This is a genomic window from Streptomyces sp. NA02950 (assembly GCF_013364155.1).
Lineage (GTDB): Bacteria > Actinomycetota > Actinomycetes > Streptomycetales > Streptomycetaceae > Streptomyces.
This window is the reverse complement of the sequence record NZ_CP054916.1, coordinates 6,396,141-6,422,346: the sequence shown is the minus strand read 5'-3', so window position 1 is coordinate 6,422,346 and position 26,206 is coordinate 6,396,141. Positions and strand designations below refer to the sequence as shown.

The 26,206-nt window shown below is 71.6% G+C and carries 20 protein-coding genes, 3 tRNA genes and 4 pseudogenes; 8 read left to right on the top strand and 19 right to left on the bottom strand.

Features of this window, described 5'->3' with window-relative positions:
* Window positions 1-55: 55 nt before the first annotated feature.
* The 3 genes from HUT19_RS28130 to HUT19_RS28120 all read right to left on the bottom strand — a co-directional run bounded on the left by HUT19_RS28130 (window position 56) and on the right by HUT19_RS28120 (window position 2,965).
* Window positions 56-727, bottom strand: coding sequence for a histidine phosphatase family protein (locus HUT19_RS28130; protein ID WP_176183126.1), 672 nt, complete (start codon window positions 725-727; stop codon window positions 56-58).
* Window positions 720-1,145 (bottom strand): thioredoxin, encoded by a 426-nt coding sequence (gene trxA, locus HUT19_RS28125; RefSeq protein WP_176183125.1) that lies wholly within the window; start codon window positions 1,143-1,145, stop codon window positions 720-722. Before trxA ends, HUT19_RS28130 begins: the two co-directional genes overlap by 8 nt.
* 110 nt (window positions 1,146-1,255) lie before the next feature.
* Window positions 1,256-2,965: an FG-GAP and VCBS repeat-containing protein gene (locus HUT19_RS28120; protein WP_254885826.1), complete on the bottom strand. Its 1,710-nt coding sequence runs from the start codon at window positions 2,963-2,965 to the stop codon at window positions 1,256-1,258.
* Between the two features lie 109 nt (window positions 2,966-3,074).
* Here HUT19_RS28120 and HUT19_RS28115 point away from each other — a divergent pair.
* Together HUT19_RS28115 and HUT19_RS28110 are read left to right on the top strand one after the other, a co-directional pair.
* Window positions 3,075-3,425, top strand: a pseudogene (locus HUT19_RS28115) (sensor histidine kinase); the annotation flags it as partial.
* Window positions 3,422-4,078, top strand: coding sequence for a response regulator transcription factor (locus HUT19_RS28110; RefSeq protein WP_176183123.1), 657 nt, complete (start codon window positions 3,422-3,424; stop codon window positions 4,076-4,078). The pseudogene HUT19_RS28115 and the gene HUT19_RS28110, both read left to right, overlap by 4 nt.
* Before the next feature lie 144 nt (window positions 4,079-4,222).
* Here HUT19_RS28110 and HUT19_RS28105 read toward each other — a convergent pair.
* The 4 genes and pseudogenes from HUT19_RS28105 to HUT19_RS28090 all read right to left on the bottom strand — a co-directional run.
* Window positions 4,223-4,383 (bottom strand): annotated as a pseudogene (locus tag HUT19_RS28105) (IS5/IS1182 family transposase); the annotation flags it as partial.
* Between the two features lie 218 nt (window positions 4,384-4,601).
* Window positions 4,602-4,841, bottom strand: coding sequence for a non-oxidative hydroxyarylic acid decarboxylases subunit D (locus tag HUT19_RS28100; protein ID WP_176183122.1), 240 nt, complete (start codon window positions 4,839-4,841; stop codon window positions 4,602-4,604).
* A gap of 33 nt (window positions 4,842-4,874) precedes the next feature.
* On the bottom strand, window positions 4,875-6,302 hold the full coding sequence (locus tag HUT19_RS28095) for a non-oxidative hydroxyarylic acid decarboxylases subunit C (RefSeq protein WP_176183121.1): 1,428 nt from the start codon (window positions 6,300-6,302) through the stop codon (window positions 4,875-4,877).
* A 31-nt stretch (window positions 6,303-6,333) separates the two neighbouring features.
* The gene (locus tag HUT19_RS28090; protein WP_217712288.1) at window positions 6,334-6,927 is read right to left on the bottom strand and encodes a non-oxidative hydroxyarylic acid decarboxylases subunit B; all 594 of its coding nucleotides are present in this window, start codon (window positions 6,925-6,927) and stop codon (window positions 6,334-6,336) included.
* Window positions 6,928-7,011: 84 nt separating this feature from the next.
* Between HUT19_RS28090 and HUT19_RS28085 the strand changes: the two genes are divergently transcribed.
* Window positions 7,012-7,905 carry an AraC family transcriptional regulator gene (locus tag HUT19_RS28085; protein ID WP_176183120.1) on the top strand — a complete coding sequence of 298 codons (894 nt, stop codon included), beginning with the start codon at window positions 7,012-7,014 and terminating at the stop codon, window positions 7,903-7,905.
* Window positions 7,906-8,123: 218 nt separating this feature from the next.
* On the opposite strand, the pseudogene HUT19_RS28080 reads toward HUT19_RS28085, so the two are convergent.
* Window positions 8,124-8,693, bottom strand: a pseudogene (locus HUT19_RS28080) (SAM-dependent methyltransferase).
* Between the two features lie 396 nt (window positions 8,694-9,089).
* On the opposite strand from HUT19_RS28080, the gene HUT19_RS28075 reads away from it, so the two are divergent.
* Window positions 9,090-9,350 (top strand): hypothetical protein, encoded by a 261-nt coding sequence (locus HUT19_RS28075; protein ID WP_176183119.1) that lies wholly within the window; start codon window positions 9,090-9,092, stop codon window positions 9,348-9,350.
* Between the two features lie 82 nt (window positions 9,351-9,432).
* Here HUT19_RS28075 and HUT19_RS28070 read toward each other — a convergent pair whose 3' ends face one another.
* Window positions 9,433-10,086, bottom strand: coding sequence for a hypothetical protein (locus HUT19_RS28070; protein ID WP_176183118.1), 654 nt, complete (start codon window positions 10,084-10,086; stop codon window positions 9,433-9,435).
* A gap of 147 nt (window positions 10,087-10,233) precedes the next feature.
* On the bottom strand, window positions 10,234-11,181 hold the full coding sequence (locus tag HUT19_RS28065) for a LysR family transcriptional regulator (RefSeq protein ID WP_176183117.1): 948 nt from the start codon (window positions 11,179-11,181) through the stop codon (window positions 10,234-10,236).
* A 159-nt stretch (window positions 11,182-11,340) separates the two neighbouring features.
* On the opposite strand from HUT19_RS28065, the gene HUT19_RS28060 reads away from it, so the two are divergent.
* Together HUT19_RS28060 and HUT19_RS28055 are read left to right on the top strand one after the other, a co-directional pair.
* Window positions 11,341-12,234 carry an oxidoreductase gene (locus HUT19_RS28060; RefSeq protein ID WP_176183116.1) on the top strand — a complete coding sequence of 298 codons (894 nt, stop codon included), beginning with the start codon at window positions 11,341-11,343 and terminating at the stop codon, window positions 12,232-12,234.
* A 391-nt stretch (window positions 12,235-12,625) separates the two neighbouring features.
* Entirely contained in the window at window positions 12,626-14,119 is a 1,494-nt protein-coding gene (locus tag HUT19_RS28055) for an MFS transporter (protein WP_254885825.1), read from the top strand.
* A 490-nt stretch (window positions 14,120-14,609) separates the two neighbouring features.
* Here HUT19_RS28055 and HUT19_RS28050 read toward each other — a convergent pair.
* From HUT19_RS28050 to HUT19_RS28040, 3 genes are all read right to left on the bottom strand, one after another.
* Window positions 14,610-14,683: transfer RNA gene (locus tag HUT19_RS28050), tRNA-Ile, on the bottom strand.
* Window positions 14,684-14,874: 191 nt separating this feature from the next.
* Window positions 14,875-14,947 (bottom strand) — tRNA-Asn (locus HUT19_RS28045).
* Window positions 14,948-14,952: 5 nt separating this feature from the next.
* Window positions 14,953-15,025, bottom strand: a tRNA-Asn gene (locus HUT19_RS28040).
* Window positions 15,026-15,250: 225 nt separating this feature from the next.
* On the opposite strand from HUT19_RS28040, the gene HUT19_RS28035 reads away from it, so the two are divergent.
* Entirely contained in the window at window positions 15,251-15,523 is a 273-nt protein-coding gene (locus HUT19_RS28035; protein WP_176183115.1) for a YtxH domain-containing protein, read from the top strand.
* A gap of 112 nt (window positions 15,524-15,635) precedes the next feature.
* Entirely contained in the window at window positions 15,636-17,102 is a 1,467-nt protein-coding gene (locus HUT19_RS28030; RefSeq protein WP_176183114.1) for an FGGY family carbohydrate kinase, read from the top strand.
* A 21-nt stretch (window positions 17,103-17,123) separates the two neighbouring features.
* On the opposite strand, the pseudogene HUT19_RS28025 reads toward HUT19_RS28030, so the two are convergent.
* The 6 genes and pseudogenes from HUT19_RS28025 to HUT19_RS28000 form a co-directional block, all read right to left on the bottom strand.
* Window positions 17,124-18,516, bottom strand: a pseudogene (locus HUT19_RS28025) (sigma-70 family RNA polymerase sigma factor).
* Between the two features lie 264 nt (window positions 18,517-18,780).
* Window positions 18,781-20,736, bottom strand: a complete 1,956-nt coding sequence (dnaG, locus tag HUT19_RS28020; protein WP_176183112.1) for a DNA primase — start codon at window positions 20,734-20,736, stop codon at window positions 18,781-18,783.
* Between the two features lie 75 nt (window positions 20,737-20,811).
* A complete protein-coding gene (locus HUT19_RS28015) occupies window positions 20,812-22,107 on the bottom strand; it encodes an NAD(P)/FAD-dependent oxidoreductase (protein ID WP_176183111.1) in 1,296 nt (431 codons plus the stop codon).
* A 443-nt stretch (window positions 22,108-22,550) separates the two neighbouring features.
* Window positions 22,551-23,759, bottom strand: coding sequence for an IS701 family transposase (locus HUT19_RS28010; protein ID WP_176183110.1), 1,209 nt, complete (start codon window positions 23,757-23,759; stop codon window positions 22,551-22,553).
* Between the two features lie 219 nt (window positions 23,760-23,978).
* Window positions 23,979-25,358, bottom strand: a complete 1,380-nt coding sequence (locus HUT19_RS28005) for a deoxyguanosinetriphosphate triphosphohydrolase (protein ID WP_176183109.1) — start codon at window positions 25,356-25,358, stop codon at window positions 23,979-23,981.
* On the bottom strand, window positions 25,355-26,185 hold the full coding sequence (locus HUT19_RS28000; protein ID WP_176183108.1) for a sirohydrochlorin chelatase: 831 nt from the start codon (window positions 26,183-26,185) through the stop codon (window positions 25,355-25,357). The genes HUT19_RS28005 and HUT19_RS28000 overlap by 4 nt, the downstream gene beginning before the upstream one ends.
* Window positions 26,186-26,206: the final 21 nt, after the last annotated feature.

The window sequence follows — 26,206 nt, the reverse complement described above, 5'->3', positions numbered from 1 at the left end:
CTGCTTCCTGTCAGGTGCCGTCGTCAGGTGACGTACGACGGGGCGGTCAAACCGATCATCCGGCCGTGGCCGCACCGCTTCCGGTTGCGACCCGCCCGGAGTCCGGCTCCGAGCCTACGTTCCAGGCGACAACCGCCGGGCGGCCGTGCTCGGTTCCCAGTCGACTGATGGTCGCGGTGTCGAGGCGGAACAGCGCACCGGCGGCCGGTGGCAGACCCAGGCGGCGGGCGGTGAGCACGCGCAGCACATGGCCATGGGCGACCAGTACGACATCACCGCCGCCACTGCGCCCGTTCCCCGTGGTGTCGTTCGCGTCCAGATCGGGCGCGATCCGGGCCAGCACCCGGTCGACCCGGGCCCCGATCTGCTCGGGGGACTCCCCGGGGTGCTCGGCGTCGCCCGGTGCCACCCCGTCGGTCCACAGGTTCCAGTCGGGGCGGATGCGGTGGATCTCGGCGGTGGTGACGCCCTCATAGCCGCCGTAGTCCCATTCGTGCAGCTCGGGCTCGGTGTGTGCGCCGTCGAGCCCGGCCAGCCGCGCGGTGTGCGCGGCCCGCCCGAGCGGGCTCACCAGTACGAGCCCGATCTTCCGCTCGGCGAGCGGCGGACGCAGCGCGCGGGCCTGTTCCTCGCCGCGCGCCGTCAGGGGCTGCTCGGTCCAGCTGGTGTGCTTCCCCGACCGGCTCCACTCGGTTTCGCCGTGCCGGATCAGCACCAGTTCACCCATGGCCGTCGGCCGCCTGCGCCCCGCCGGCCGGCTGCTCCTTGGTCGCCTCGCCGTTCTCCGCGGCGGCGATGTCGGCGCGGACCGAGTCCATGTCGAGGGCGCGGGCCTGGCCGATGACGTCCTCCAGCGCTTCTTCGGGGAGGGCGCCCGGCTGGGCGAAGACCGCGATGTCCTCGCGCACGATCATCAGCGTGGGGATGGACTGGATGTCGAAGGCGGCGGCGAGTTCGGGCTGTGCCTCGGTGTCGACCTTCGCGAAGATCAGGTCCTGGTGACGCTCCGCTGACCTCTCGTACACGGGGGCGAACATCCGGCAGGGTCCGCACCACGACGCCCAGAAGTCGATCAGAACGAAGTTGCTTCCCGAGACGATCTCGTCGAAGTTGTCCTTCGTGAGTTCAACGGTGCTCGTGCTCATGCCTGAGTTCCCGCTTCCGTACGTCGGCAGATGCCACGACGGTAACCCCTCTCCCCCGTCCGGTATTCCTCGGGGCCGTCCTGCCGCAGGTCAGGGGCGTGATGCGGGGGCTAGCGGGTCCGGTAGCGGATACCGAGAGCGGCGGGGGTGAAGTGGGTTACGGCGGTGGTGGACAGCCCCTCGCCGGTGCCCCGGAACACCCAGAAGCCGCCGGTCCTGCCGCGCCCGTGGCCGGGCGCGGCGGCGATCACGTCATCGTGTCCGTCCCCGTCGACATCGAGCAGCGGGGGCTGCGGGGCGAAGGCGTCGAAGCCGTAGGGGGTGTGCCGGCCGGGCACACCGGGGGTGTCCAGGTCGATGGCCTGGGCCCGCTCCCGACCGCTCCCCGTGTCCTCGTCCTCGTCGTTGCCCTCGGGGTCGCTCGTGGGCGGGGCGTATCCGCGGCCGTCCTCGCCGCCGAGTCCGGAGCCGGGCAGCAGGGTCAGCCGCCCGTTGCCACGGCCGTTCTCCGGGGCGGCCACCACCAGATCGGGGCGGCCGTCGGCGGTGACGTCACCCACGGCCGGGGTGGCGCCGAAACCGTCGCCCCCCTGCGGTTCCCCGGGCACGCCGGGGGTGGACTGGTCGATGAACCAGTCGGAATCGACGCGGCCCAAGCCGGACTTCGAGCCGTGGACGACGGTGAGCCCACCGGAACGTTCCGGTGCCCTTGCCGGGTTCGGGTCGCTGTCCTCGTCCGGGCCGGTGTCCTCGTCCGGGCCGGTGTCCTCGTCCGGGCCGGTGTCCTCGTCCGGGCCGGTGGGCCGGACGACCGGGCCCTCGCCGGGGGCGAGCAGATCGTCGATGCCGTCGTGGTCGGCGTCCCCGGCCGCGGGCTCGCGCGGCCCGCCCGCCGTCTCCAGGGCGTGGTTGAGCCGCGCTTCGGGCCGTCGGTCCCGTACCAGCCCCTTGGCGCTGCCCCGGTAGTGGACGACGGGGGTGAGGTCGGCGGGCAGCAGATCGGTGGGGGCGGTGGCGGTCGCGTCCCGCTCGGCGTCATGCCGGTACGTCAGCACCAGGTCGCTGCGCCGGTCGCCGTCGAAGTCCCCGGCGGTGGCGCTGGACGGAACCTGCGCCTTCGACGGCGACCGGGACGAGGCCGGGTCCTGGGCCGGGTCCTCGGCGGGTCTGCCGTGCTGTGTGTCGCGGGCACGCGCGAGCGGAAGGGGTGTACTGCGGGCGGGCTCGCCGGTGGTGGCGTCGAACGGGCCGTACAGCACCCGTGCCGTACCGGTTCCGCGGGTGTGACCGGAGGCGAACAGGTCGGCCGCCCCGTCGCCGTCGAAGTCCCCGGTGGCCAGCGCGGTGAGCCCGTCGCCGCCCAGGGTCCGCGGCCGTCCCAGCCCCTTCGGTCCGCCGCGCAGCACCACCGTCTGTCCGGTCCGATCGGCATCGGGGGTGCTGCCGTGCGCCCAGCGCGCGGTGACCAGGTCGGTGAAGCCGTCGCGGTCGAGGTCGACGCGCAGCGGCGGGCCCGCGTAGTCGTCCTCGGGGCCGTCGACGACCAGGCGTCTGTGCGGGTCCAGACCGCGGGCGGAGCCGTAGACCACGGCCAGTCTGCTGGGCCGCGGGCCCCGGGAGGCGCTGGTGGGCCGGACGGTGGTGGCGAAGTCGTCGTAGCCGTCGCCGTTGAAGTCCCCTGCCGAGGCGATGCGGCCCTTCCCGGGCCCGGCCCCGGGCGTGCGGGAGCGTGAGGTGTCGGCGCCGTCCCCGTTGCTGCATCCGGCGAGGAGGGCGACGGCGACGGCGGTCGCGGTGGCGACGTGGACGAGCAAACGCACTGCGGCACCTCGCGGGCGGTGGGCGGGTGGACGACTTTCGCGGACAACGTCCTCTGCGGGAAAGGACTCCACGGCGGACGTCGGGGTTGCCTGGCCGTGCGGCACACCGCGTCCGCTTCCCCCGGAGGTGGACGTGTCCGCGTACCGCATCATCCAGGAGGCGGTCACCAATGTGGTCCGTCACGCGGACACCGGCTCGTGCCGAGTGTCCATCGACCACCGGGAGGACGCGCTGTCGCTGGAGGTGGTGGACGAGGGACGCGGCCACGCGTACGGCGTGGGCCACGGCTACGGCCTGCTGGGGATGCGGGAGCGGGTCGGGCTGCTGCACGGGGAGTTCACGGCGGGCCCGCGCCCCGAGGGCGGCTTCCGGGTGACGGCTCGCCTGCCGGTGCACGCGTCCACGCCGCCGCCGACGGCGATGCCCACCGCGATACCCACCGCGGCGGGTGCCCGATGACCGTGCGCGTTGTCCTCGCCGACGACCAGCCGCTGGTCCGGGCCGCCCTGCGGATGGTGCTGACGGAAGCCCCCGACCTCGAACTCGTCGGTGAGGCGGGGGACGGCGCCGAGGCGGTCGCGCTCGCCGAGAGCACCGGGGCCGATGTGGTGGTGATGGACATCCGGATGCCCGGTGTGGACGGCATCGAGGCCACCCGCCGGATCACCACGGGCCCCGGCACGGCCCATGTCATCGTCCTCACCACCTTCGACGACGACGATTACGTCTACGGTGCGCTGCGCGCCGGGGCGTCCGGCTTCCTCGTCAAGGACATGGCTCTGGACGACATCCTGGCCGCGATCCGCGTGGTCGCCGCGGGAGACGGTCTGATCGCCCCGAGCGTCACCCGCCGGCTGATCAAGGAGTTCGCCGTCCGCCCCGCCCGGAGGGAGCCGCGCCCCCTCGAGGGCGTCACCGTGCGCGAACGCGAGGTCCTGACCCTGGTCGCCACGGGTCTGTCCAACCCCGAGATAGCCGACGAACTGTGCATCAGCGTGGCGACGGCCAAGACGTATGTGACCCGGCTCCTCGCCAAACTCGCGGCCCGCGACCGGGTCCAACTGGTCATCCTGGCCTACGAGGCGGGCCTGGTGTCCCCGACGCGTTACTGACTTCGGCTCGTCACGGTGAACTTCCTTGAAGTCCCTGATAGGCCCGGCGCGGGGGCTGTATCCCGTAGTGGGTGAGGTAGGGGGATGGGGGCGGGCTGTCTGCTGCGGGACGACGACGCCGGGAGACGGTGCGGATGCAGGCGGCTGGGCGAGGGTGTCGTGCCGGCGCAGGTACACCCGGCCGACCAGGGCACGCTGGTGCGGCGGGAGCTTGCAGCGGCGGTCACCCTCGCGGTGACGATCGGCATGGTGACCCACTCGACCAGGGCATGGGGCAGGTCGAGTGGGTCAGGATAGGAAACCAACGAGGCTCCTGCGCCAATGAGTTGAGACGTCGAACACCTCCCTCAACGGCACGGGAGCCTCGTGTGTTGCGGACAGCAATCCACTCACCCGATCAGCGGCCACGCTGAACGGGCTCAGTGGCTCTGTTCATCGGAACGGGCTCTGGTGAACAGAGCCACGGATATGAGGCTGAGCGCGCTGTCGACGCACCTGGCGGTGTGCGGCAGCACTCAAGGCGCTATTTGAGAAGCGGCGGCACCTCCGGCACCTCGATCGCGTTCGCGATGTCGGCCGGCGTCAGCTTGAAGTTCTCGGGGTAGGCGTCGCGCAGCGTACGGCGGGCGGGCTCGGTCGTACGCCAGGTGTACAGACAGCGGCTGCACTGGAGCACGTCCCACACTCCGGGGGCGGGTGAGGTGGCGAGCCGGGCGACCGTCTCGAAGGCGCAGCGGGGGCACTCAGCAGGCAGATTACTCATGGGGTTGTCCTTTCAGGAGATCGGGGAGGTCGTTCAGGCACGGTCGGCGAGCATGCTCTGCAGCCGGACCGCCCACTGCGCGGTCTCCGGCAGGTCCTTGGCGGGCGTGGAGAAGTTGCCGCGGACGTCCGGCGAGACCGGCGTCGTCGCATCGATGATCATCTTGCTGGTGATGCCGGCGGGCTGGGCCGCCGGGGCCAGCTCCAGGACGGACAGGTTGGGGATGACGACGACGTCGTCCTTCGGGTTGACCTTGGCCGACATCGCCCACATGACCTGCGGCAGGTTGAAGGGGTCCACGTCCTCGTCGACGAGGATCACCTGGGACACGTAGCCGAGTCCGTGCGGTGTTGTCATGGCGCGCATGCCGACGGCCTTGGCGAAGCCGCCGTACCGCTTGGCCGTGGAGATGATCACCATCAGGCCGTGTGTGTACATGGCGTTGACGGCCTGCACCTCGGGGAACTCGGCGCGCAGCTGCTTGAGCAGCGGCACGCACGTGTTGGGGCCGACGAGGTAGTCGCACTCGGTCCAAGGCATGCCGAGGTAGAGCGACTCGAAGACCGGGTTCGTACGGAACGAGACGCGGTCGACGCGGATGACGGGCATGCGGCGCCCGCCGGAGTAATGGCCGGTGAACTCGCCGAAGGGGCCCTCGATCTGCCGCTTGCGCGACTCGATGACGCCTTCGATGACGACCTCGCTGCCCCACGGCACGTCGAAGCCGGTGAGCGGCGCGGTGGCGATCGGGGCGGGCGCCCCGCGCAGTGCGCCGGCCATCTCGTACTCGCTCTGGTCGTAGGCCATCGGCATCCCGGCGACGATCGCCATGACCGGGTCGTTGCCGAGGGTGATGGCGATGGGCAGGTCCTCGCCCTTCTCCTCGGCCTTGCGCAGGTGCTGGGCGACGTCGTGCATGGGGACCGGCTGGAAGGCGAGCCGGTTGGTGCCGATCACCTGGATGCGGTACGTGCCGACGTTCTGCTTGCCGAAGTGGTCGGGATCCTCGGGGTCACGGGAGACGACGGCGGCCTTGTCGAGGTAGAAGCCGCCGTCGCCGTCGTTGAGACGGAACAGCGGGAGCACCGAAAAGAGGTCGATGTCGTCGCCCTCCTGGGTGTTCTCGCGCCAGGGCGCGTCCTTGCGGCGCTCGGGTGCGACGGGGAAGGCGTCCCAGCGACGCGCGAACTCCTCGACCTGCTCCTTGACGGGGGTGTTCCTCGGCAGCCCGAGCGCGAGCGCGTGGTTGGCCCAGGAGCCGTGCACGTTCATCGCGATCCGGGCGTCGGTGAAGCCCTTGACGTTGTCGAAGTAGAGGGCGGGCGCGTTCTCGCCGATGCGGCCCGTCGCGTTGGCGGCGGCCGCGAGATCCGGCTCGGGCAGCACCTCGTCGGTGATGCGCAGCAGCTGCCCCTCCTTGTCCAAGGCGTCCAGGAAGCTGCGCAGATCGTCATAAGGCATGGGGAACTCCTTCACGGGGGGGGATGGGACTTCAGGCGGCGTCGCGGGATGCGGTGCGGGCGGCGCGCATTCCGGCCCAGCGCTTGGCGGCGGGCACGGGCAGCTCGAACTGGTCGAGGATGCGGGCCACCACGTGGTCGACGATGTCGTCGACAGTGCGCGGGTGGTTGTAGAAGGCGGGCATGGGTGGCACCAACTGCACCCCCATCCGGGCAAGTTCGAGCATGTTCCGCAGATGGATCTCACTCAGCGGGGTCTCCCGCGGGACGAGGACGAGCCTGCGCCGCTCCTTCAGTACGACATCGGCGGCACGCGCGACCAAGCCCTCCGCGTATCCGGTCCTGATACCGGCGAGGGTCTTCATCGAACACGGCACGATCACCATGCCGTCAGTGCGGAAGGAGCCGGAGGAGATGGTGGCGCCCTGATCGTTGGGGTGGTGCGTGACATCCGCGAGCGCCGACACCTCTGCCACCGACAGGCCGGTCTCCAGTTCGATCGTCGTGCGCGCCCACCGGGACAGGACGAGATGCGTCTCCACGTCCGGCAGCTCGCGCAGATTTTCCAGGAGCCGGACACCGAACGGGGCGCCCGTCGCCCCGGTCATTCCCACGACCAACCGCACAGGACCACTCCTCACACGTTGCTGACCTGTGCTTTCACGCTAAGAGGCGGTTCGGGCGCGGCGGCGGTACGCTCGGGACTCGCGATGGGGAAAAACGGACAGGATCGGCATCCGGCTGTCAGGGACCTGGCCTACACCCCGACCGTCGGTGCACCGGCCGGGGTCGAGGTGATGGAGCTCGGCGCCCTGTACGAGCGGGCGCGCCGCCATGGCAACGACCCGTACGCGCCGCTGCGGCCGTCCTTCCACCAGCTGATCGGTGCCCGCGACCGGCCGCTGCTGATGGGGGTGGACTTCGTCGAGTACGAATTGCGGCCGGGGTCGTGGCTGTGGATCCGGCCGGGGCAGGTGCAGCGGTTCGTCCCGGATCTGAGGGCGGCGGACGGGGTGATCGTGCTGTTCGAGGCGGGGTTGCTGCCCCCCGCGACCGTGGCGGCGGCGCACATGGATCCGCCGTACGAGCAGCGGCCGCTCACGCCCGAGGGCCCGGACGCGGAGGGCGTGCGCCGCGCCCTCGACCATCTCAGGTACGAGTACGGACAGCTGGCCTCGCTGCCGCTGCAGACACACGCGGAGGTGCTGCGCGCCTTGCTGTCCGTCCTGGTGATGCGTCTCGCACAGGCCCGTGGTCCGGCTCTTCGGCCCGCCGCCTCGTCCGAGGTGTTCCGCCGCTTCCACGCGGCCGTGGAGCGAGACCACGCGGTGACCCGCCGCGTGGAGGATTACGCGGCGGCACTCGGTTATAGTCCGCGCACGCTGACCCGGGCCGCGTCCGCCGCGACGGGCCGCACGGCCAAGCAGTACGTCGACGGTCGGGTGCTGTTGGAGGCCAAGCGGCTGCTGCAGCACAGCGGCCTGACGTCGAAAGAGGTCGCGGACAGCCTCGGCTTCGTCGACGCCAGCGACTTCACCAAATTTTTCCGGCTGCGGACGGGCGTGACGCCGGGGGCGTTCCGGGGCGGTACGGACCTCAGGTGATGTTCAGAGTGAAGGAGAAGTCCACGCGGTCGCGCAGGGTCGCCAGACTCTGACCGGTGAGCTGTGCGACGCGCTGGCGGCAGGTCAGCGTGTTCACGGGGACGTGGAACTATTCTGAACAGCGCTACCAGCAGCCCCGTCGAGGAACGCCGTGTGCCGATGAAATCGCTGCTTTGCTGGGCGTCGTACCGCTTCGGTGTCACCCTGACAAGCCGAAGTCAGTAGCCGTGCCGTACGCGCTCACCCGGATCGGCACGGCGGAAGAGCGCCGTCCACAGAAAGGGCTCCCCGAACAGCGCGGACTCGGCCGCTTCGTCGTGCATCCGGCGCAGTTCGGCCTCCAGGTCGGAGAAGCTCCAGCGCAGCGACTCGGCCGGGTACGCGAGTCCGCCGTGCGGTCGGGACCGACGGTAGAAGTCCGCGTCCGGAAGCTCGGCCCCCGTCCCCTGCTCACCGGCCGCGGAGCAGGTCAGCGCGAAATGGCCACCAGGCGCCAGAACGCGGTCCAGCAGCGCGAGGCAGCAACCCCGCGCGGCCGGCTCAAGCGCGTCGCGACCCGGGTCCGCATCCCATGTCGAGGGCTCGCCCCGGCGCGATCAGGCCACGGTCGGGATACGACACCGGGTTCTCGTCGGGCTTCGCCACGAAGAACGGCACCGGCTTGGACCGGTCCGCGGAGAAGCCGTCCCACCAGTCCCCCGCGTCCCCCGTCCACCGGTCGGCCTCCGGCTCGAACAGCCCGTCCAGGAGCTTCAGTACGTCGTCCACGTGCGGATGGTCCGGTCCATCCGGCCCCTCTCCCGAGGGGCCGAACCTAGGCCGGCGCCTCGGAGAAGACCAGCTCAGAGGATACGGCGGGAAGGTGCCGACACGCAGCGGACGGCCTCGCGGCGAGGACGGGAGCCGAGGCCGGCACCCGTGGGCCAGGGGGCGCCCACGGGGTCCGTCGAAGACCGCCAGGGGCCAGGTTTCCGCACCTCCGAGACGACCTTTCCGCGTACCTGGCGGGCCTCACAGCGGCGCGCCTCTCGGGAGCCGCCGATCGGCGGAAGCCTGTGAGCAGAACCGGCGATTTACTGCGGCAGCCGGGCTACGCACCGCCGCGCTTCCCGGGGTACACGCACCCGTTCCTCGTTAGATCGGATCGTCAGATGTTTCGCCTTTGGCTCCTCTGGAGGAATCACATGCGTATCAAGAAGGCAGCTCTCCTGGCCGCGGCGTCCGCCACCCTGGTGCTGGCCGGCGCGGGCAGTGCGGCCGCGTACGGCGCGCCCACCGACGGCTACGGCCGCAGCAGCAGCGGCCTCAGCGACGGTGGCATCACCTTCATCAACCAGGTCAACAACTGCGATGCCTCTCTCGGCTGGTACATCCCGGTCCCCGGGGCCGGAACCGAGGGCGACACCAACGTCACCACCAACTGCAACAACGTCATCAGCGGCTGACCGACCACGCGTTTGAACGGCCTCGGTCACCGAGTCGCGGCGCTCCCCTCGGCTTCCGGGCTCGAGGGGGGCGTCAGCCGCATCAGCCGGTGGTGCTGAGGTCCGGATCTGGCGCCTGAAGCGGGACAGCGGTGTCCAGGCCGACCGGGAGCTGCCAGGGGTCGGAGGCGACCTGAACGGGCGTTTTCAGCGCGGTCAGCTCGACCTCTGTCGGCAGCGGACCGATGCGGGGTGCGGTGGCGGGCGCCTCCGGCCAGTCGGCGGCGGTCGCGGCGACCGCCGCCGGGTCCTCGCCCGGCCGGCCGAGCTGGACCACCTGGCGGTTGGCGGCGACCAGGGCCCGGCCCGGTACATAGGAGGGGACCGAGCCGCGCGGAATGTCGAAGTACCCGTACTCACCCGGGTCGGCGAGCCGCATCAGCAGCTTCGACTGGGTGAGCCCGGCCCACGCCGACGGCACCGCGCCCGACCGGTCGGCGGTGGCGGCGAAGCGGACGGCGACCGCCGGGCCGTCGGCGTAGACGCGGGCCAGCTCGTCGCTGAGGTTCGTCCCGGCGATGTCCTTGTCGAAGTCCGACAGCAGCGCGCCGAGGTTGTCCAGCAGCACCAGCCACTGCGGGACGTCACCGGGGCCGTGTGCCTTGCGCACGTCCAGCTCCCGCAGCGGCAGCTTGATCAGGCGGACCTGACGCTCCCGCTCCGCTGCGCGCCGATGTTCCGGACATCGCTGTCCCATTCGATCCTGCTGAGTCCCCCTCGATCCGGCCCGATCCGGAGCGGTGAGGCATTTGCCTCACGCCCTCGGGGGCGCGCACGGACAAGACCGGTGGCCAAGTAGCGCCGCGAGGACCTCCAGGCGGTGGCGATCAGCCCTCTGTAACGGTCATCCCGTGGCCGGGCCTGCGCCGTCCCCGCTTCCTTCGCCTGATCTGTCGGTCCCGTTCCCCCGCAGAGCGGCGACGAGTTCGCGTACTACCTCGGCGAAACCCCTTACCAGGGGGCTGCTCGCGCCCTCGTGCCAGGCCAGGGCGACCCTCAGGGGTTCGACGTCGGTGAGCGGGACCCAGGACAGATCGGGGCGGGCGTAGTACAGGGCCATGCTCGCCGGGGCGAAACAGATCGCGGCACCCTCGGCGACCTGCTCCAGCATCTCCTCGACGTTGTCGTTCTTCGGACCCCAGCGCGGTGCGGAGCCGTCCGGTCTGGGGTTCACCGCCCACCAGTCGACCCATTCGCGCGGTGCCCGCTCCGTCCACAGCAGCGGCTCGTCCTTCACGTCCAGGATGCCGATGCCCGTTCGCCCCGCCAGCGAGTGCCCGACGGGCAGGCCGACGACCCGGGGCTCGGTGTGGACCACCTCGGCGTGCAGGTCGGTGAGGTCGGCGGGCAGCCAGACGAAGGCGACGTCCACCCGGCCGTCGCGCAGGGCGGCCGCTTCCTCACCCCAGTCGAAGCGCTTGGGTTCCACCCGCACGTCCGGAGTGCGGCGGGCGAACTCGGCCCGGGCCCGGGTGGTCAACTCGCCCGCGCCGCTTGCCTCGAAGCCGACCCGGAGCACCGCCTTCTTCTGGCACCGGTGACGTTCCGCCACGGCGAGGACGCGGTCCGCCTGGCGTACGGTCCGGCGCGCCTCGGCCACCACATCGCGTCCGGCAGGGGTCTGGATCATGCCGCCGGGGTGCCGCTCGAAGAGGGGGACCCCGAGTTCCGCCTCCAGCTTCCGCAGCGCGTATGACAGGGCCGGCTGGCTCACGTACAGCCGCGCCGCCGCTCGGCCGAGGTTCCCTTCCTCGGCGATCGCCACGAGATAGTTCAACTGCCGTAGTTCCACGGGGAGAGCATAGCCAGCGGCGATAAACACTCTTTATGAAGCGTGTTGAACTCTGTCTTGGACGGCGGACCCGGGTGGTTGCCGTAATGGAGACGCACGCCGGGACCCCGCCTCGGACGTGTTCGCCGGTCGGCTTCCGGAACCACCTTGGAGATCCCCATGAGCGACAATGCCCGCACCCGTACTGCCCCCGCCACCACCCCCGCCCGCTCCGCGACCGGCAGGGTCTGGCTGATCACCGGTGCCAACTCCGGTTTCGGGCAGGCGATCACGCGGGCGGCCCTCGCCGCCGGTGACACCGTGGTGGCCGCTGTCCGCCGCCCCGAATCCCTCAACGATCTCGCTGCCGCGCACCCCGGCCGCGTCGTCCCCGTCGCCCTCGACGTCACCGACCCGGCCCGCATCACCGCCGTCGTCGCCGAAGTGATCCTCTGGTACGGGCGGATCGACGTACTGGTCAACAACGCCGGTCGCGGACAGGTCGGCGCCGTCGAGGAGACCACCGACCGCGAACTCCGCGACCTGATGAACCTGCACTTCTTCGGCCCCGCCGCGCTCACCCGCGCCGTACTCCCGCACATGCGCCGCCAGGGCTCGGGCGCTGTCGTGCAGATGAGCAGCATGGGCGGCCGGTTCTCCTTCCCCGGCGTCGGCGCCTACTCGGCCACCAAGTTCGCCTTGGAGGGGCTGTCCGAGGCGCTGGCCATGGAAGTCGCGCCGCACGGGATCAAGGTGCTGGTCGTGGAGCCGGGGGCGTTCCGGACCGGGTTCGCCGACGGCGGTGCGCTGCGGCAGTCGGCGCCCTTGGATGCGTACGAGGAGACGGTCGGCCCGGTCCGCTCCGGGCTCCCGGACAGCGACGGCAAGCAGCCGGGGGACCCCGAGAAGGCCGCCGCGGCGATCCTGACCGCCTTGGCCGCCGAGCAGACCCCGCTGCGGCTGGCCCTCGGTAACGACGCCGCCGACGCCATCGCCGCCCAGCTGAAGTCCGCCGGCGAAGAGGCGGCCGCCTGGGAGGCAGTCAGTCGGGGCACCGACTTCGACAAGGAGTGAGGGGAGCGGACAGTCAGGTCCTGGCGGTGGGCCCCAGAGCGCTGAGGCGGGAGCAGGAAGAGCCGTTGCCGGGAGACCGTCGCCGCGAGCTGTGGCAGCCCGGGGCGTGACTCCCGGTCGGTTCGTACTCCGCATCCGCACACCGCCGGTCCTGCGGCCGGCCCCGTCGACCGCCCTGTCCGGCAGACGCGTGGGAAGTGACTCAGTAGTCGGTCGTTCGGGCTGCGAGGGATTCGCAGCACACCGGGCACCGGCAAGACCTGGAAGGAAGATCCATGGACCGCAACGGTGACGTGTATGACGAGGGGGTGGCACCCCTCGGTGAAGAAGCCGAAGCGACAGATGGCTTCCACCGACGTGTGTCGCCGCCTGCGCACGTGGGAGGGGCGCTGTGAGCGGGCAGCCCGCAGCCGACGTGCGGGGTCGTGCCCCGTCCGGCCCCGAGACCGGCGACAACCGGCCGCGGCCGGGTCTCCGGTCCACGGTGCTGGTTGCCTGTCTGGCCTTTTTCGTCATCACGCTGGACACCACCGTGGTCAACGTCGCCCTGCCGAGCATCGGTCAGCAGTGGGGCGGCCAGGTCTCCGCGCTGCAGTGGGTGGTCACCGCGTACACCCTGCTCTTCGCAGCCCTGCTCCTGTCGGCCGGTGCCATCTCCGACCGCGTCGGCGCGAGCCGCGCCTTCACGATCGGGCTGTCCGTCTTCACCCTGATGTCCGCGCTGTGCGGGCTGGCCCCCAACCTCACTGTGCTCATCGCTGCGCGGGCGGTCCAAGGGGCCGGAGCCGCTGTGATGATGCCTGCTTCACTCGCCCTGGTCCGCCAGGCGTACGACTCCCCGGCCCAGCGCGCTCGCGGAATCGCACTGTGGACCGCCGGTGGTGGTGCGGCGGTCGCGGCCGGCCCGGTTGTCGGCGGCGCGCTCACCACGGGACTCGGCTGGCGGTGGATCTTCTTCGTGAACCTGCCGGTCGGCCTCTTCGCACTCGTCGGCATGCTCCGGGCACCCCGCTCCCCACGAGGACACTCCTCGATGGACCCCGTCGGCCAGGTCACCGCCGTACTCGCTCTGGCGGCCCTGGTGTTCGCCGTCATCACCGGAGGGTCGGGCGGGTGGACGAGCCCGACGACGATCTGCGGCTTCTTGGTCGCCGTGCTCGCCGGAAGCGCGTTCCTCCTGGTCGAATCCCGGCAGAGTGATCCCGCCGTTCCGCTGACGTTGTTCCGCATTCCCTCGGTGGCCGTCTGCACCAGCGCGGGTCTCGCCCTGAACTTCGGCTACTACGGCCTGGTCTTCGTCTTCACGATCTTCTTCCAAGAGCACCGCGGCGCCTCGGCGCTCACCGCGGGACTGATGTTCATTCCGATGACGGCCTTCACCACCCTGGTCAATCTCCTCGCCGGCAAGCTGACCAACCGGTACGGGCCGCGCCTCCCACTGATCCTGGGCCAGGTCATCCAGACGGTCGGCATCCTGGGCCTGCTCCTCGTCCGTCGGGACACCCCCACTGCCTTGCTGCTGACCCTGCTGGTGCCGCTCGGCATCGGCGGCGGGCTCGCGATCCCCCCGTTGACGTCGGCGATGCTGGAGTCGGTACCGCACGAACGGGCCGGCCTCGCCTCCGGAGTACTCAGCGCCGCCCGGCAATTCGGCGGCGCGATCGGAGTCGCCCTGCTCGGCGCACTGATCGCCGACTCTGCCCACTTCATGACCGGGATGCGGATCAGCCTGGTTGTCGGGGCGGCCGTGCTGGTCGCCACCACACTCGGCGTGGCGCTCTTCCTGCCTGGCAGCCCGAAGCCCGCGGCTCCCTCGACGCCCGTGCCGGGAACCGAGGAGCCTGCCACGGTCTCCTTGCGTCCTGATGGCTTGGAATCGCGATGACAGGTGGCTGCTCCGCCGCGACACGGGGACACGCTCAGGCTGGTTTCGTGAACGTGGGCATACGAACCTGCGCCATGTGCCCATCACGAGGTCGCCCTCCCAGTGGACGGGAACCTTGCGATCCTCGACCTCGGCGGGGCGGGCACTGACGGACACCATGCCGCGCATGACGCCCCGCCCTGTGGGCCGACGGGCGATCTTCGGGCGGCGCCATGGGTCTGGCCGAACGCAGCCACTGAGCGAGACCGCGGTCGATCGCTCGGGGCCGGCGCGGGTCGTAGAGCGAGAGGTGGATCGCCTCGTGCGACATCGGGGCCGTGGGAGGATCAACCACGGCTCCCAGCCAGGTATCGACCAACACCCCAGGTCACAATGGCCTGAGGATTGACCGGGCCACACAGGCGCGCGTTTGCCTCACCGATCTGAGGCAATCGCCGCACGCACCCCCGCTCTCCGACCGCGTTTGCGCAGATCAGATCGATTTTCTAGGTGGGGCGGGTGGGACTCGAACCCACGGCCGACGGATTATGAGTCCGCTGCTCTAACCGGCTGAGCTACCGCCCCGTAACGGCGCGTCGTCCACAGTTGTGCGCGCCGTCTGCCGCAGCATAGCCGCTCATACGATCTGCTGCTTCGGTGGGCCGATGTTGGACGCTCCGGCGGCACGATCATGGCTGGATCTGTTAGTACGACCGCCCGGCCCCTCGACGCACCGACATGAAAAAGGACCCCCTCAGGGGTCCTCTCCCGCTCTGCTCCCCCGACTGGACTCGAACCAGTAACCCTCCGGTTAACAGCCGAATGCTCTGCCAATTGAGCTACAGGGGACCGAGCTCCCCCGACTGGACTCGAACCAGTAACCTGCCGGTTAACAGCCGGCTGCTCTGCCAATTGAGCTACAGGGGATTGCTCCGTGTGCCTCGACCGCGCCCCGTCCGGAGCTCCCGGAGGGCGTGCGTTCGCTGCGACACATACATTAGCGCAAGCAGGGGGGTGCTCCGCCAATCGGTATCCCCGCGGGCGGCCGCCGGATGATCTGTTGATGATCTGTGGGTGATCTGCGGCACGGGCGGGTAGGCGAGCGGCACGACCCCGGGGTCCGACGCGAAGGGCAACCAGAAGGGCAGGTCGATGCGCTACCGGCTGACGTTCATCACCGGGCTGGCTGTTGGTTACGTACTGGGGACGCGGGCCGGCCGCGAGCGGTACGAGCAGCTGCGCAGCTGCGCGCAGCGGTTCGCACACAATCCTGCCGTCCGCAACACCGCCGAATCGGCCGCGCACGGCGGTCGCCAGGCCGCCGTCAAGGCGCTCGGCAAGGTGCGGCCGCTCCGCGAGCGGATCGGCGGGCAGCGTGAGGAGCGGATCAAGGAAGAGGACGACTGGGGCACCAGCAACACGTAGGCGCTGTCCGGTGGGTCCTTGAGGAGCGGCCCGCGGCGTCTGGCGCAGGGGGCACCTCCCAGCGGTAGCCCACCGGACAGGGCCTGCTGCCCGCGGTGGCATCATCTCGTCCATGGGGATAGTCGCCGGGTTGGACAGTTCGTCCGACAGCACACGAATCGTCGTCTGTGACACGGATACGGGAGCCGTACTCAAACAGGGGTACGCCCCGCATCCAGCCGGCGGAAGCGACGGCTCCGCGCATGATGTGGACCCGCAGTCCTGGCTGCTCTCCCTCGGCGAGGCCGCCGAGGGAGGGCTGCTGGAAGGGGTGCAGGCCATCGGCGTCTCGGCGCAGCAGCACGGGCTGCTCGCGCTGGACTCGAGCGGGATGCTGGTGCGCCCGGCGCTGGTGGGCAACGACAAGCGCGCGCAGTCCGCGGCCGCCGACGTCGTCGAGGCGCTCGGCGGCCGCACCGCGTGGGCCCAGGCCGTCGGCGCGGTGCCGACCGCCACCCAGGCGGTCGCCAAGCTGCGCTGGCTGGCCCGCACCGAGCCGGACGCGGCGCACCGCGTCGCCGAGCTGTTGCAGCCGCACGACTGGCTGGTGTGGCAGCTGCTCGGCCGGCCCCACCGGCGTACGACCGACCGGGGCACGGCGTCCGGCACCGGCTACTGGTCGGCCGCCACCGGCTCCTGGCGCCCCGATCTGGTCGAGCTGGCGCTCGGCCATCAGGTGCGGCTGCCCGAAGTGATCGGCCCCGCCGACGCGGCCGGGCACACCCCCGAGGGGCTGCTGATCTCCGCCGGGACCGGCGAGACCATGGCCGCGGCCTTCGGGCTCGGCGTCGGCGTCGGGGACGCGGTGATCTCGCTGGGGGCCTCCGGTTCCGTGTTCTCCATCCACCACGAGGCGCTGGCCGACCCGAGCGGCACGATCCTTTCGTACGCGGACGCCACCGGGATGCATCTGCCGGTCGTGCACACGCTCAACGCCGTACGGGTGCTGCGCGGCACCGCCGAGCTGCTCGGCACCGATCTGGAGGGGCTGTCCGACCTCGCGCTGAAGTCCACCCCCGGTTCGTACGGGCTGGTGCTGCTGCCCTATCTGGAGGGCGAGCGGACCCCCCACCTGCCGCACACCGCCGGAACGCTCACCGGGCTGCGGCGCGAGTCGATGAAGCCCGAGCATCTGGCGCGCGCCGCCTTCGAGGGCATGCTGTGCGGGCTCGCGGACGCGCTGGACGTCCTGCGCGGCCGCGGGGTCCAGGTGCGGCGGGTCTTCCTGCTCGGGCCGGCGGCCGATCTCCAGGCGGTACGTGCCATCGCGCCCGCGCTGCTGGGTGCGCAGGTGGTGGTGCCCCAGCCGGCGGACTACGCCGCCATCGGCGCGGCCCGGCAGGCCGCCTGGGCGCTCGGCGCCGCGCACGGCACCCTGTCGCCGCACGAGCCGCCCCGGTGGCCCGCGGCGGCCAGCCAGATCTTCGAACCGGGCGAGGAACTGGCCGTGGGGCAGGCCGTGCGCCAGCAGTACGTGGCGGTGCGCGAGCAGACGCATCCGGGTGCCTTCGAGGGCGATTCGGCGGCCGGGGGCCACTGACCGGGCCGCCCGTCCCGGGGCTCAGTCCAGATAGCCGCGGAGCTGGTCGGCGAAGGCGTGGTCGCGCAGTTTGTTGAGCGTCTTCGACTCGATCTGGCGGATCCGTTCCCGCGTCACGCCGAAGATCCGGCCGATCTCCTCCAGCGTCCGCGGGCGGCCGTCCACCAGCCCGTAGCGCAGCTGGACGACCTTGCGCTCGCGCTCGCCGAGGGTGGAGAGCACGGCCTCCAGATGCTCGCGGAGCAGCAGGAAGGCCGCGGACTCCACCGGGGACGCGGCGTCGCCGTCCTCGATGAGGTCACCGAGGGCGACGTCGTCCTCCTCACCGACCGGCGCGTGCAGGGAGACCGGCTCCTGGGCCAGCCGCAGCACCTCGCCGACGCGCTCCGGGGTGAGGTCGAGCTGCGCGGCGACCTCCTCGTGGGTGGGTTCGTAGCCGTGCTCCTGGAGCATCCGGCGCTGCACCCGGACCACCCGGTTGATCAGCTCGACGACATGCACCGGGACCCGGATGGTCCGGGCCTGGTCGGCCAGGGCGCGGGACATGGCCTGGCGGATCCACCAGGTCGCGTACGTCGAGAACTTGTACCCGCGGGCGTAGTCGAACTTCTCGACCGCGCGGATCAGGCCGAGATTGCCCTCCTGGACCAGGTCGAGCATGGTCAGCCCGCGGCCGATGTAGCGCTTGGCGACGGAGACCACAAGACGGAGGTTGGCCTCGATCAGACGGCGCTTGGCCATCCGGCCCTGGACCACCAACCGGTCCAGATCCAGGGCGAGTTGGGTGCACAGGTCGGGGGTGTTGCCCAGCTTCTCCTCGGCGAACAGGCCCGCCTCGACCCGGCGGGCGAGCTCCACCTCCTCGGCCGCGGAGAGCAGTGGGATACGGCCGATCTCGCGCAGGTACTGGCGGAAGAGGTCGGAGGACGGGCCGCTGGTGTCGGGCCGTACGGCGAAGAGCGGCGGCTCGGACAGCGTCGGCGGGTCGGGTTCGTCGGGCCGACCGGCCTGCTCCGGTGACTCCTCCTGGCCGGACGGCTCCGGTGGCTCGGAGGGTTCGGAGGGGTCGTGGGGTCCGCTCCGCTCACCCCCTTCTGGTGACGCTGTCACGTCCCGTACCCCCTCCGGTCCGGCGTCCGGCGCGCCCGTGGAGTCCGCGGACAGCGGCGGCGCGGCCGGTTCCGCGCCGGGCGAGAGGGCTGACCGGGAATGCGGTGGCGCGTCCGGGGCCGCATCGGTGAGGGTCTGGGTCTGCACGGGGGCGACCTCCAGGGTGATCGCTGCTGAGGCGGCAGAACGATCGGGTACGGCTGCGGCGGCCGCGCCGCCGTCCGTCCCGTACATCATGAGTGGATCTGCGGGGGGAATCCGGCACTGGCCGGCCGACACCGCCGCGCTCCGAGGACTCAGGCACCGCCCCCAGTGTGGAGTACGAGACAGGCCCGCCACGAGGGGCGTGCGGGCACTTTTTGCTCAGCGGCCCGTGACCGTCCGACTACCCGGCGGCTACACCTACCGTTCCCGGAGGGCCCGGGTACGGCCCCGGAGGCCACCGGGACGGCCGGAAAGGGCTGGCCGGAAGCGGCATGCGGCGCCCTACAGCGCGCCGCCGCCGCGCTCCGGCGGAGGGCTCCACCGGCGCCAAGAGGGTGCGAAGCCGCACTGGCGTGCGGCTCGCCTACAGAGCTTCCGCCCCACGGGCTCGGAGCCCTTCCCGATAGACCTGCAACGCCCTCAGCTCTTCCTGGAGCGCGGCAAGGCTGGCCGCATCTGCGTGGAGCCCCAGTCGCTGCACCGCCGCGTGGACCTCACCGATCCTTCGGTCCACGGCCTGGAGTCTGACGGCGGCGAGCCACTGACCGACGTACGCCTGATCGACCTCGCGCTGTCGACGTTTGGGCAGCGCCAAGGGTTCCACCGTCAGCTCAAGGATCAGGCCACGAACGGTGTCGTCCGGCGCGGCGTCACGGACCTGGAGGAGGTAATCGGCGTCAGCTGCCGCCGCCCCACCCGCCTCGGCGATCGCCGCCCGGACTCGCGCGTACGGCGGCGCCGTAAATTCATCGGCGCCGAAAGCGTCGAAGGTGGGAGAGACGAGTTGCGGGTGCTGGAGCGCGCACTTGAGCAACTCGCGCTCGGCCCGGTGCGCGGGACTGCGAAGGTCGAGGCGCGGGCCCCGCGGGGGGGCCGGGGCGCCCTGGGCCTCCGGGCCGCCCCGGTGGCGCTGCCGCGGTCCGCCGTCCCCGGGACCGCCGCGCTGGTCGCCCCGGCCGCGCTGGTCGCCGCCCGCGCCACGGCCGCGCTCCCGCGCCCAGCGGGCCAGCTGCGAGACGCGCCGCACGACGAACTGGGTGTCGAGGATGCCCAGCAGACCCGCGAGATGGACGGCCGACTCGTGCTGGATGGAGCGGTTCTTGATCCCGGCGACGATGGGCGCCGCCTCCTCCAGCGCGGCGGCGCGCCCCACCGCCGTGTCCAGGTTGTGGCGCGCGATGATCTGCCGGATGGCGAACTCGAACAGCTGGGTGCGGCTCTCGACCAGCGCCTCGACCGCGTCGTCGCCCTCCGCGAGCCGCAGCTCACAGGGGTCCATCCCGCCCGGGGTGATCGCGATGTAGGTCTCGGCGGCGAACTTCTGGTCGTCCTCGAAGGCGCGCAGGGCCGCCTTCTGGCCCGCCGCGTCACCGTCGAAGGTGAAGACCACCTCGGCGCTCGCATTGTCCATCAGCAGCCGGCGCAGGATCTTGATGTGATCGCCGCCGAAGGAGGTGCCGCAGGTGGCGATGGCGGTGGTCACTCCGGCCAGATGACAGGCCATCACGTCCGTGTAGCCCTCGACGACGACCGCCCGGCTGGTCTTGGCGATGTCCTTCTTGGCGAGGTCGATGCCGTACAGGACATGGGACTTCTTGTAGAGCGGGGTCTCGGGGGTGTTGAGGTACTTCGGGCCGTTGTCGTCGTCGCGCAGCTTGCGTGCGCCGAAGCCGACGACCTCGCCGGTGATGTCGCGGATCGGCCACATCAGACGGCCGCGGAAGCGGTCGATCGGATTGCGGCGGCTCTCCTGGGCGAGGCCGGAGAGGATCAGCTCCTGGTCGGTGAAGCCGCGGCCGCGCAGAAAGCGGACCAGGTGGTCCCAGCCCGCCGGGCTGTAGCCGACGCCGAAGTGCTGGGCGGCGGCCTGGTCGAAACCGCGCTCGGCGAGGAACTTCCGGCCGATCTCCGCCTCGGGGCCGTCCAGCTGCTCGACGTAGAACTGCGCGGCCGCCTTGTGGGCCTCCACCAGGCGGGTGCGCTCGCCCTGCTGACGGCCGGGGGTGTAACCCCCCTCCTCGTAGCGCAGGGTGATGCCCGCCTGGGAGGCCAGCCGCTCGATGGTCTCCGCGAAGGAGAGGTGGTCGATCTTCATCACGAAGTCGACCGTGTCGCCGCCTTCCTGGCAGCCGAAGCAGTAATAGAGCCCCTTGCTGGGGCTGACCTGGAAGGACGGGGACTTCTCGTCGTGGAAGGGGCACAGGCCCTTGAGGTTGCCGCCGCCCGCGCTCCGCAGCTGGAGGTACTCGGACACAACGGCGTCGATCGGGACCGCGTCCCGCACCGCCCTCACGTCGTCATCGTTGATCCTGCCTGCCACGCGTGAATTCTACGGCCGGGGTCCGACACGGCTCTCCGCTCCGTGCCGGACCCGGGATACGGGCCGGGGCCGGGCTCAAGGCATCAGCGAGGCCAGCGGGACGGCCGGGTCGGCCAGCGCCGTCGGGTCCGGCCGGGCACCGCCGCGGATCAGACCCTGGATGGTCTCGGTGACATCCCACACATTGACGTTCATGCCCGCCAGCAGCCGGCCGTCGTTGAGCCAGAACGCGATGAACTGCCGCTTGCCGACGTCACCGCGGATCAGGACCTGGTCGTACGAACCGGGCGGGGCGTAGCCGGAGTACTCGAGCCCGACGTCGTACTGGTCGGAGAAGAAGTACGGCACCCGGTCGTACGCGACGTCCTGGCCGAGCATCGCGCGGGCGGCGGCCGGACCGCCGTTGAGCGCGTTGGCCCAGTGCTCCACGCGCAGCCGGGCGCCGGCGGGCAGGGCGGCCCGGACCGGGGTGCCCTCGAGGAAGGCGAGCGGGGCGGAGGCGACGTCGCCCGCGGCGAAGATGTCCGGGTCGCTGGTGCGCAGCGCGGTGTCGACCGCGATACCGCCGCCCGCCGCGCGGTCCACCACTTCCAGGCCCGCGGCCTCGGCGAGCGCGATCCGCGGGGCGGCGCCGATGGCGGCCAGCACGCTGTGGGCGGGGTGCTCCTCGCCGTCGTCGGTCAGCGCCGCCAGCACCATGCCGTCCTGGCCGGTGATCTCGGTGAGCCGGGCACCGAAGTGGAAGCGGACCCCGTGCTCGGCGTGGAGATCGGCGAAGAGCGCGCCCAGCTCGGGGCCGAGGACCGGGTGCAGCGGGGTCGGCTCGGGTTCGACGATGGTGACCTCGGCGCCGTAGCCGCGGGCGGCCGCGGCGACCTCCAGGCCGATCCAGCCCGCGCCCGCGATGACCAGCTGGCCGTTGTCACGGCCGAGGGCGGCCAGGACGCCCTTCAGCCGCTCGGCGTGGGCGAGACGGCGCAGATGGTGGACACCGGCCAGATCGGTGCCGGGGATGTCGAGGCGGCGCGGCTCGGCGCCGGTGGCCAGCAGCAGCCGGTCGTAGTTGATCCGGGTGCCGTCACCGAGGGTCACGGCCTTGGCGGCACGGTCCAGCCGCACCGCGGGCTGGCCGAGATGGAGTTCGATATCGGCCTGGGCGTACCAGGCGGGCTCATGGACGAAGACGCTGTCGCGCTCCTGGCTGCCGGTGAGGAAACCCTTGGACAGCGGCGGGCGCTCATAGGGGTGGTCGCGCTCGTCACTGATCAGGATCACCCGGCCGGTGAAACCCTCCGCTCGAAGGGTTTCCGCGGCTTTCGCCCCGGCCAGACCCCCTCCGACGATGACGAACGTCTGGTGTGCGTCGACCACTTGTCTCCTCCTCGCTGCCGAGCAGTGGCTCTGCCATTGCCTTACCCCGGTCGCGTCGGCCTGGCGCCTGGGTCTCGCGTCGTTCTCGCGTGAGTGTTGCGCGCGACTCGTGTCGTTCTGCCGTGCGTTGTGTGTCGTTCTCCCGTCAGTCTCCCGCCGGTCCGTCGTCGGAGGTCCTTTCTCGGCCCTGTTGCGTCGGGTGGGTCAGCTTGCCCGAGGCGACCACATCGCGGCCACACAGGAGCCTCCCGCACCGCGCGGGCGGCGGGAAGGGCCGGTACGCCCCTTGTCGGGCTCTCATCCGCGGCGCACCGGCCGGAGCCTAGTAGTGCTTTGTTACGTGGTGTCGTAGGGCTGCCATGGGGTGGGTTGTCGGCAGGTGGGACAGGTGCCGGTCCAGGTGGCGATGAGGCGTTGGAGGAGGTCCAGGGCCTGGTAGAGGGTCAGGCCCTGGCAGGGGCTTTTGGGCTACTCCGTTGTTCGGTCAGGAACAGGTGGGCGGCGGTGACGAGGGTGACGTGCCGGTGCCAGCCGTTGAAGGAACGGCCCTCGAAGTGGTCCAGCCCCAGGACGGTCTTCATCTCGCGGTAGTCGTGTTCGATCCGCCACCGGGACTTCGCGAGGCGGACCAGATCTTTCGCGGGGATGTCGGCGGGCAGGTTCGAGATCCAGTACTTGACCGGCTCCGTCTCGTCTTCGGGCCACTGGGCGATCAGCCAGGTGAGCGGGATCGTCCCGTCGGCGGCTGGCTTCGGCCGTCGGCCCGCGAGGCGGACGTGCAGGAGAACGAAGTGCGAGCTCATCGCGGCCTTGGAGCCCTTGCGCCAGGTCAGGGCCCGGCCGTGGTGGCGTCCAGCGGCCAGCACATGGTCGCGCAGGGGCAGTGGGCGGGTGCGGTAGCGGGGCAGCGGGCGGGGCCCGAGACCACCGTAGGCGGGCTGGTGGGGTTCGGCGTCTTCCGCATGAGCAGTCATCTCGCCCTTGGCCTGAAGGACATAGGCCAGCCCGCGGTCTTCCAGACCGTGCCGGAAGTCGGCGTTCGCGCCGTAACCGGTGTCTGCGACCAGCACAGCGGGCCGCAGGCCATGGCCGTCGAGTTCGTCGAGCATCTCCAGCGCGAGTTCCCACTTGGGGCGGTGGTGCTCGCCATCGGGGATCCGGCAGGCCCTGCGGCGTGCGGCTGCCTCGGCGGTGTCCCATGCGGTGGGCAGGAACAGCCGCCAGGACAGTGGGCACGAGGCGGTATCGGAAGCGGCGTGGACGCTGACGCCGATCTGGCAGTTGCCGACCTTGCCCAAAGTGCCCGAATACTGGCGGGCCACCCCGGGCGAGGCGGTGCCGTCCTTGGGGAAGCCGGTGTCGTCCACCATCCACACCTGCGGACGGACCACCCGCACGGCCCGCCATGCCAGCCTGGCCCGCACGTCCCCGACCGACCAGGTCGAGGACGTCATGAACTGCTGCAACTGCTGATGGTCCGCCCCGAGCCGCTCGGCCATCGGCTGCATCGACTTGCGCCGCCCGTCCAACAGCAGCCCCCGCACATACAGCGAGCCCTTCTCACGCTGATCACGCCGCACCAACGGCGCGAACAACTCGGAAGCGAACTCCTCCAACCGAACCCGACACGCGGCAAGCTCCCCAGCCCTCATACAACCAGCGAACTACCAGACACCGAACGTGACAAGACCAGCTAACAAAGCACTACTAGGTCCTGTCCGGTGGATCTTTGAGGATCAGCCCGCGGCGTCTGGTGCCGTGCATCGCAAGGCGGAGGATCGCCCTCGTACTGGGCGTACTCGGGCGGTCCGACAACGCAGCGAGGTGCGGTGCCAGGCGTCGCGGGCCCGATAAGATCCACCGGACAGGACCTAGGTGAGCCGGGCGTGCAGGGCGCGGGCCGAGGCGTCGGTCAGGGCGGCGATCTGGTCCACGATCGCGCGCAGCCGCCCGGCGTCGTCCCCGGCCGCGTCGGCCTCGTCGAACAGCGCGCGGAACTGCGGGTCGAGTCCGACCGGGGCGCGGGCGATCAGCGCCTCCCCCAGCTCGGCGATGACCACCCGCTGGTCGGCGCGGACCAGCTCCTGGTCGGCGCGCTGGATGACGTACCGGTCGGCCACCGCCTTGAGCACCGCGCACTCCAGACGCGTGGCACGGGGCACCACCAGCTCGGCGGCGTAGCGGGTGAACCGCCCGGTGCCGTACGCGGCGCGGGTGGCGCGCTCGGCGGCGAGGCAGAACCGGCCGATGAGCTGGCTGGTGGCGTCCTTCAGCCGGGCCTGGGCGACCGGCGAACCGTCGTAGCCGTGCGGCCACCACTCCTGCTCCAGCAGCCGGTCCAGCGCCTCGGCCAGCTCCTGCGGATCGGCGCCCGGCGCGTACCGGTCGGCGGCGACGGCGAACACCTCGCGCCGCTCGGGCTCGGCGAGCAGTCCGGCCGGGTCGAGATGCCCGGCGTGCAGCCCGTCCTCGACATCGTGCACCGAGTACGCCACATCGTCGGACCAGTCCATGACCTGGCCCTCGAAGGTCGTACGGCCCTCGGGGGCGCCCTGCCGGAACCAGCGGAAGACCGGGATGTCGTCCTCGTAGACCCCGAACTTCGGGGAGCCGGGGTCACGGGGGTGGCCACCGCGCGGCCACGGGTACTTGGTGGCGGCGTCGAGCGCGGCGCGGGTGAGATTGAGACCGACGCTCCGCTGGGCGCCGGTCTCCTCGTCGGGGACGAACCGCTTGGGTTCGAGACGGGCGAGCAGCCGCAGCGACTGCGCGTTCCCCTCGAAGCCGCCGCAGGGCTCGGCGATCTCGTTGAGCACCTGCTCGCCGTTGTGCCCGAAGGGCGGGTGGCCGAGGTCATGGGCGAGACAGGCCATCTCGACCAGATCCGGATCACAGCCGAGGGCGGCTCCCAGCTCCCGGCCCACCTGGGCGCACTCCAGGGAGTGGGTCAGCCGGGTGCGCGGGGTGGCGTCCCAGGCCGGGGCGCGCCGGGCCGGGCCGTGGTCGGCGGCCGGGGCGGCGGGCACGACCTGGGTCTTTCCGGCCAGTCTGCGCAGGGCGGCGGAGTGCAGCACCCGGGCCCGGTCGCGCTGGAAGGCGGTCCGGCCCGGCCGCTTGTCGGGCTCGGGCGCCCACCGCTCGAGGTCCGCCACGTCATAGCCGGGGATCCGGCGGGCGCCGGCCTCAGCGGACGTCTCGGGCCTGTGTGACGCGTCGGAGGGGTCGGGCTCGGGTCCTGCTGCGCTGCTCATACACCGACGGTAACCGCCATGTGTGACGAGGGAGCATTCGCGAGGGCTTGTTCGTAGCGGTGGAGTACGAGCCGGGCGACGGCCGGATGGGCGCCGAGCGGGGCCGCCGCGGCCCCGGGGGCCGCGGCCGCGCACTGGGTGGCGAAGCGGCCGGGCGCGGTGAAGTAGGAGGCGACCGCCACTGGCTCACGGCCGAGGGCGGCCAGGGTGCGGAGCGCGTCGGACACGCCGGGCCCGGCGCCGGAGGCGTGGCCGGGCAGCACGGGGACACCGCCGAGCCGGGCGCTGAGCAGGGCGGCGGCACGGGCGGTGTCGATGCCCGCGTCGGGGTCGTTGGAGCCCGCGGCGGCCAGGACGACACCCGCCGCCGACGGGGCCGGGCGCCCACCGGGGACCGGGCACACGCCGGGGTAGCCCGCCTCGGCCAGGCGGGTGTGCAGGGCCTCGGCGAGCAGCGGATGCGGGCCCAGCGGTGCGGCGATCCGGGCGGAGAGGTGGGGCGCGGCGGCGACGGCGCCCGGGATGTCCTGTTTGATGTGGTAGCCGCGGCCGAGGAGCAGCGGCACCAGTACGACCTCCCCGCGCAGCTCGGCCAGGGTGTCGGTCAGCAGCGGCTGGTTGAGCTCGATGTGGCCGAGACGTACCGGCAGGCCGGGGCGGAGCGCCCGGACCCGGTCCAGGAGCGCGGTCACGGTGCGCAGCGCCTCGGGGTCCCGGCTGCCGTGGGCGACGGCGACCAGGGTCGGCGGGGGCGGGGCGGGGTGCCGCCGGGTGAGCCGCCCTCTGCGGCGGAGCTGGGTGTGGAGCTGTGCGGTGATCTGGGTCATGAGCTGCGCCGTGCTGGTGGA

Excerpts from the sequence above, each read along its gene's own strand:
- HUT19_RS28100 (WP_176183122.1), bottom strand. The coding sequence starts at position 4,841 with ATGAGTAATCTGCCTGCTGAGTGCCCCCGCTGCGCCTTCGAGACGGTC.
- HUT19_RS28035 (WP_176183115.1), top strand. The coding sequence starts at position 15,251 with ATGCGCTACCGGCTGACGTTCATCACCGGGCTGGCTGTTGGTTACGTA.
- trxA (WP_176183125.1), bottom strand. The coding sequence starts at position 1,145 with ATGAGCACGAGCACCGTTGAACTCACGAAGGACAACTTCGACGAGATC.
- HUT19_RS28000 (WP_176183108.1), bottom strand. The coding sequence starts at position 26,185 with ATGACCCAGATCACCGCACAGCTCCACACCCAGCTCCGCCGCAGAGGG.
- HUT19_RS28060 (WP_176183116.1), top strand. The coding sequence starts at position 11,341 with ATGAGCGACAATGCCCGCACCCGTACTGCCCCCGCCACCACCCCCGCC.
- HUT19_RS28075 (WP_176183119.1), top strand. The coding sequence starts at position 9,090 with ATGCGTATCAAGAAGGCAGCTCTCCTGGCCGCGGCGTCCGCCACCCTG.
- HUT19_RS28030 (WP_176183114.1), top strand. The coding sequence starts at position 15,636 with ATGGGGATAGTCGCCGGGTTGGACAGTTCGTCCGACAGCACACGAATC.
- HUT19_RS28070 (WP_176183118.1), bottom strand. The coding sequence starts at position 10,086 with ATGGGACAGCGATGTCCGGAACATCGGCGCGCAGCGGAGCGGGAGCGT.
- HUT19_RS28095 (WP_176183121.1), bottom strand. The coding sequence starts at position 6,302 with ATGCCTTATGACGATCTGCGCAGCTTCCTGGACGCCTTGGACAAGGAG.
- HUT19_RS28010 (WP_176183110.1), bottom strand. The coding sequence starts at position 23,759 with ATGAGGGCTGGGGAGCTTGCCGCGTGTCGGGTTCGGTTGGAGGAGTTC.
- HUT19_RS28130 (WP_176183126.1), bottom strand. The coding sequence starts at position 727 with ATGGGTGAACTGGTGCTGATCCGGCACGGCGAAACCGAGTGGAGCCGG.
- HUT19_RS28005 (WP_176183109.1), bottom strand. The coding sequence starts at position 25,358 with ATGAGCAGCGCAGCAGGACCCGAGCCCGACCCCTCCGACGCGTCACAC.
- HUT19_RS28085 (WP_176183120.1), top strand. The coding sequence starts at position 7,012 with ATGGGGAAAAACGGACAGGATCGGCATCCGGCTGTCAGGGACCTGGCC.
- HUT19_RS28110 (WP_176183123.1), top strand. The coding sequence starts at position 3,422 with ATGACCGTGCGCGTTGTCCTCGCCGACGACCAGCCGCTGGTCCGGGCC.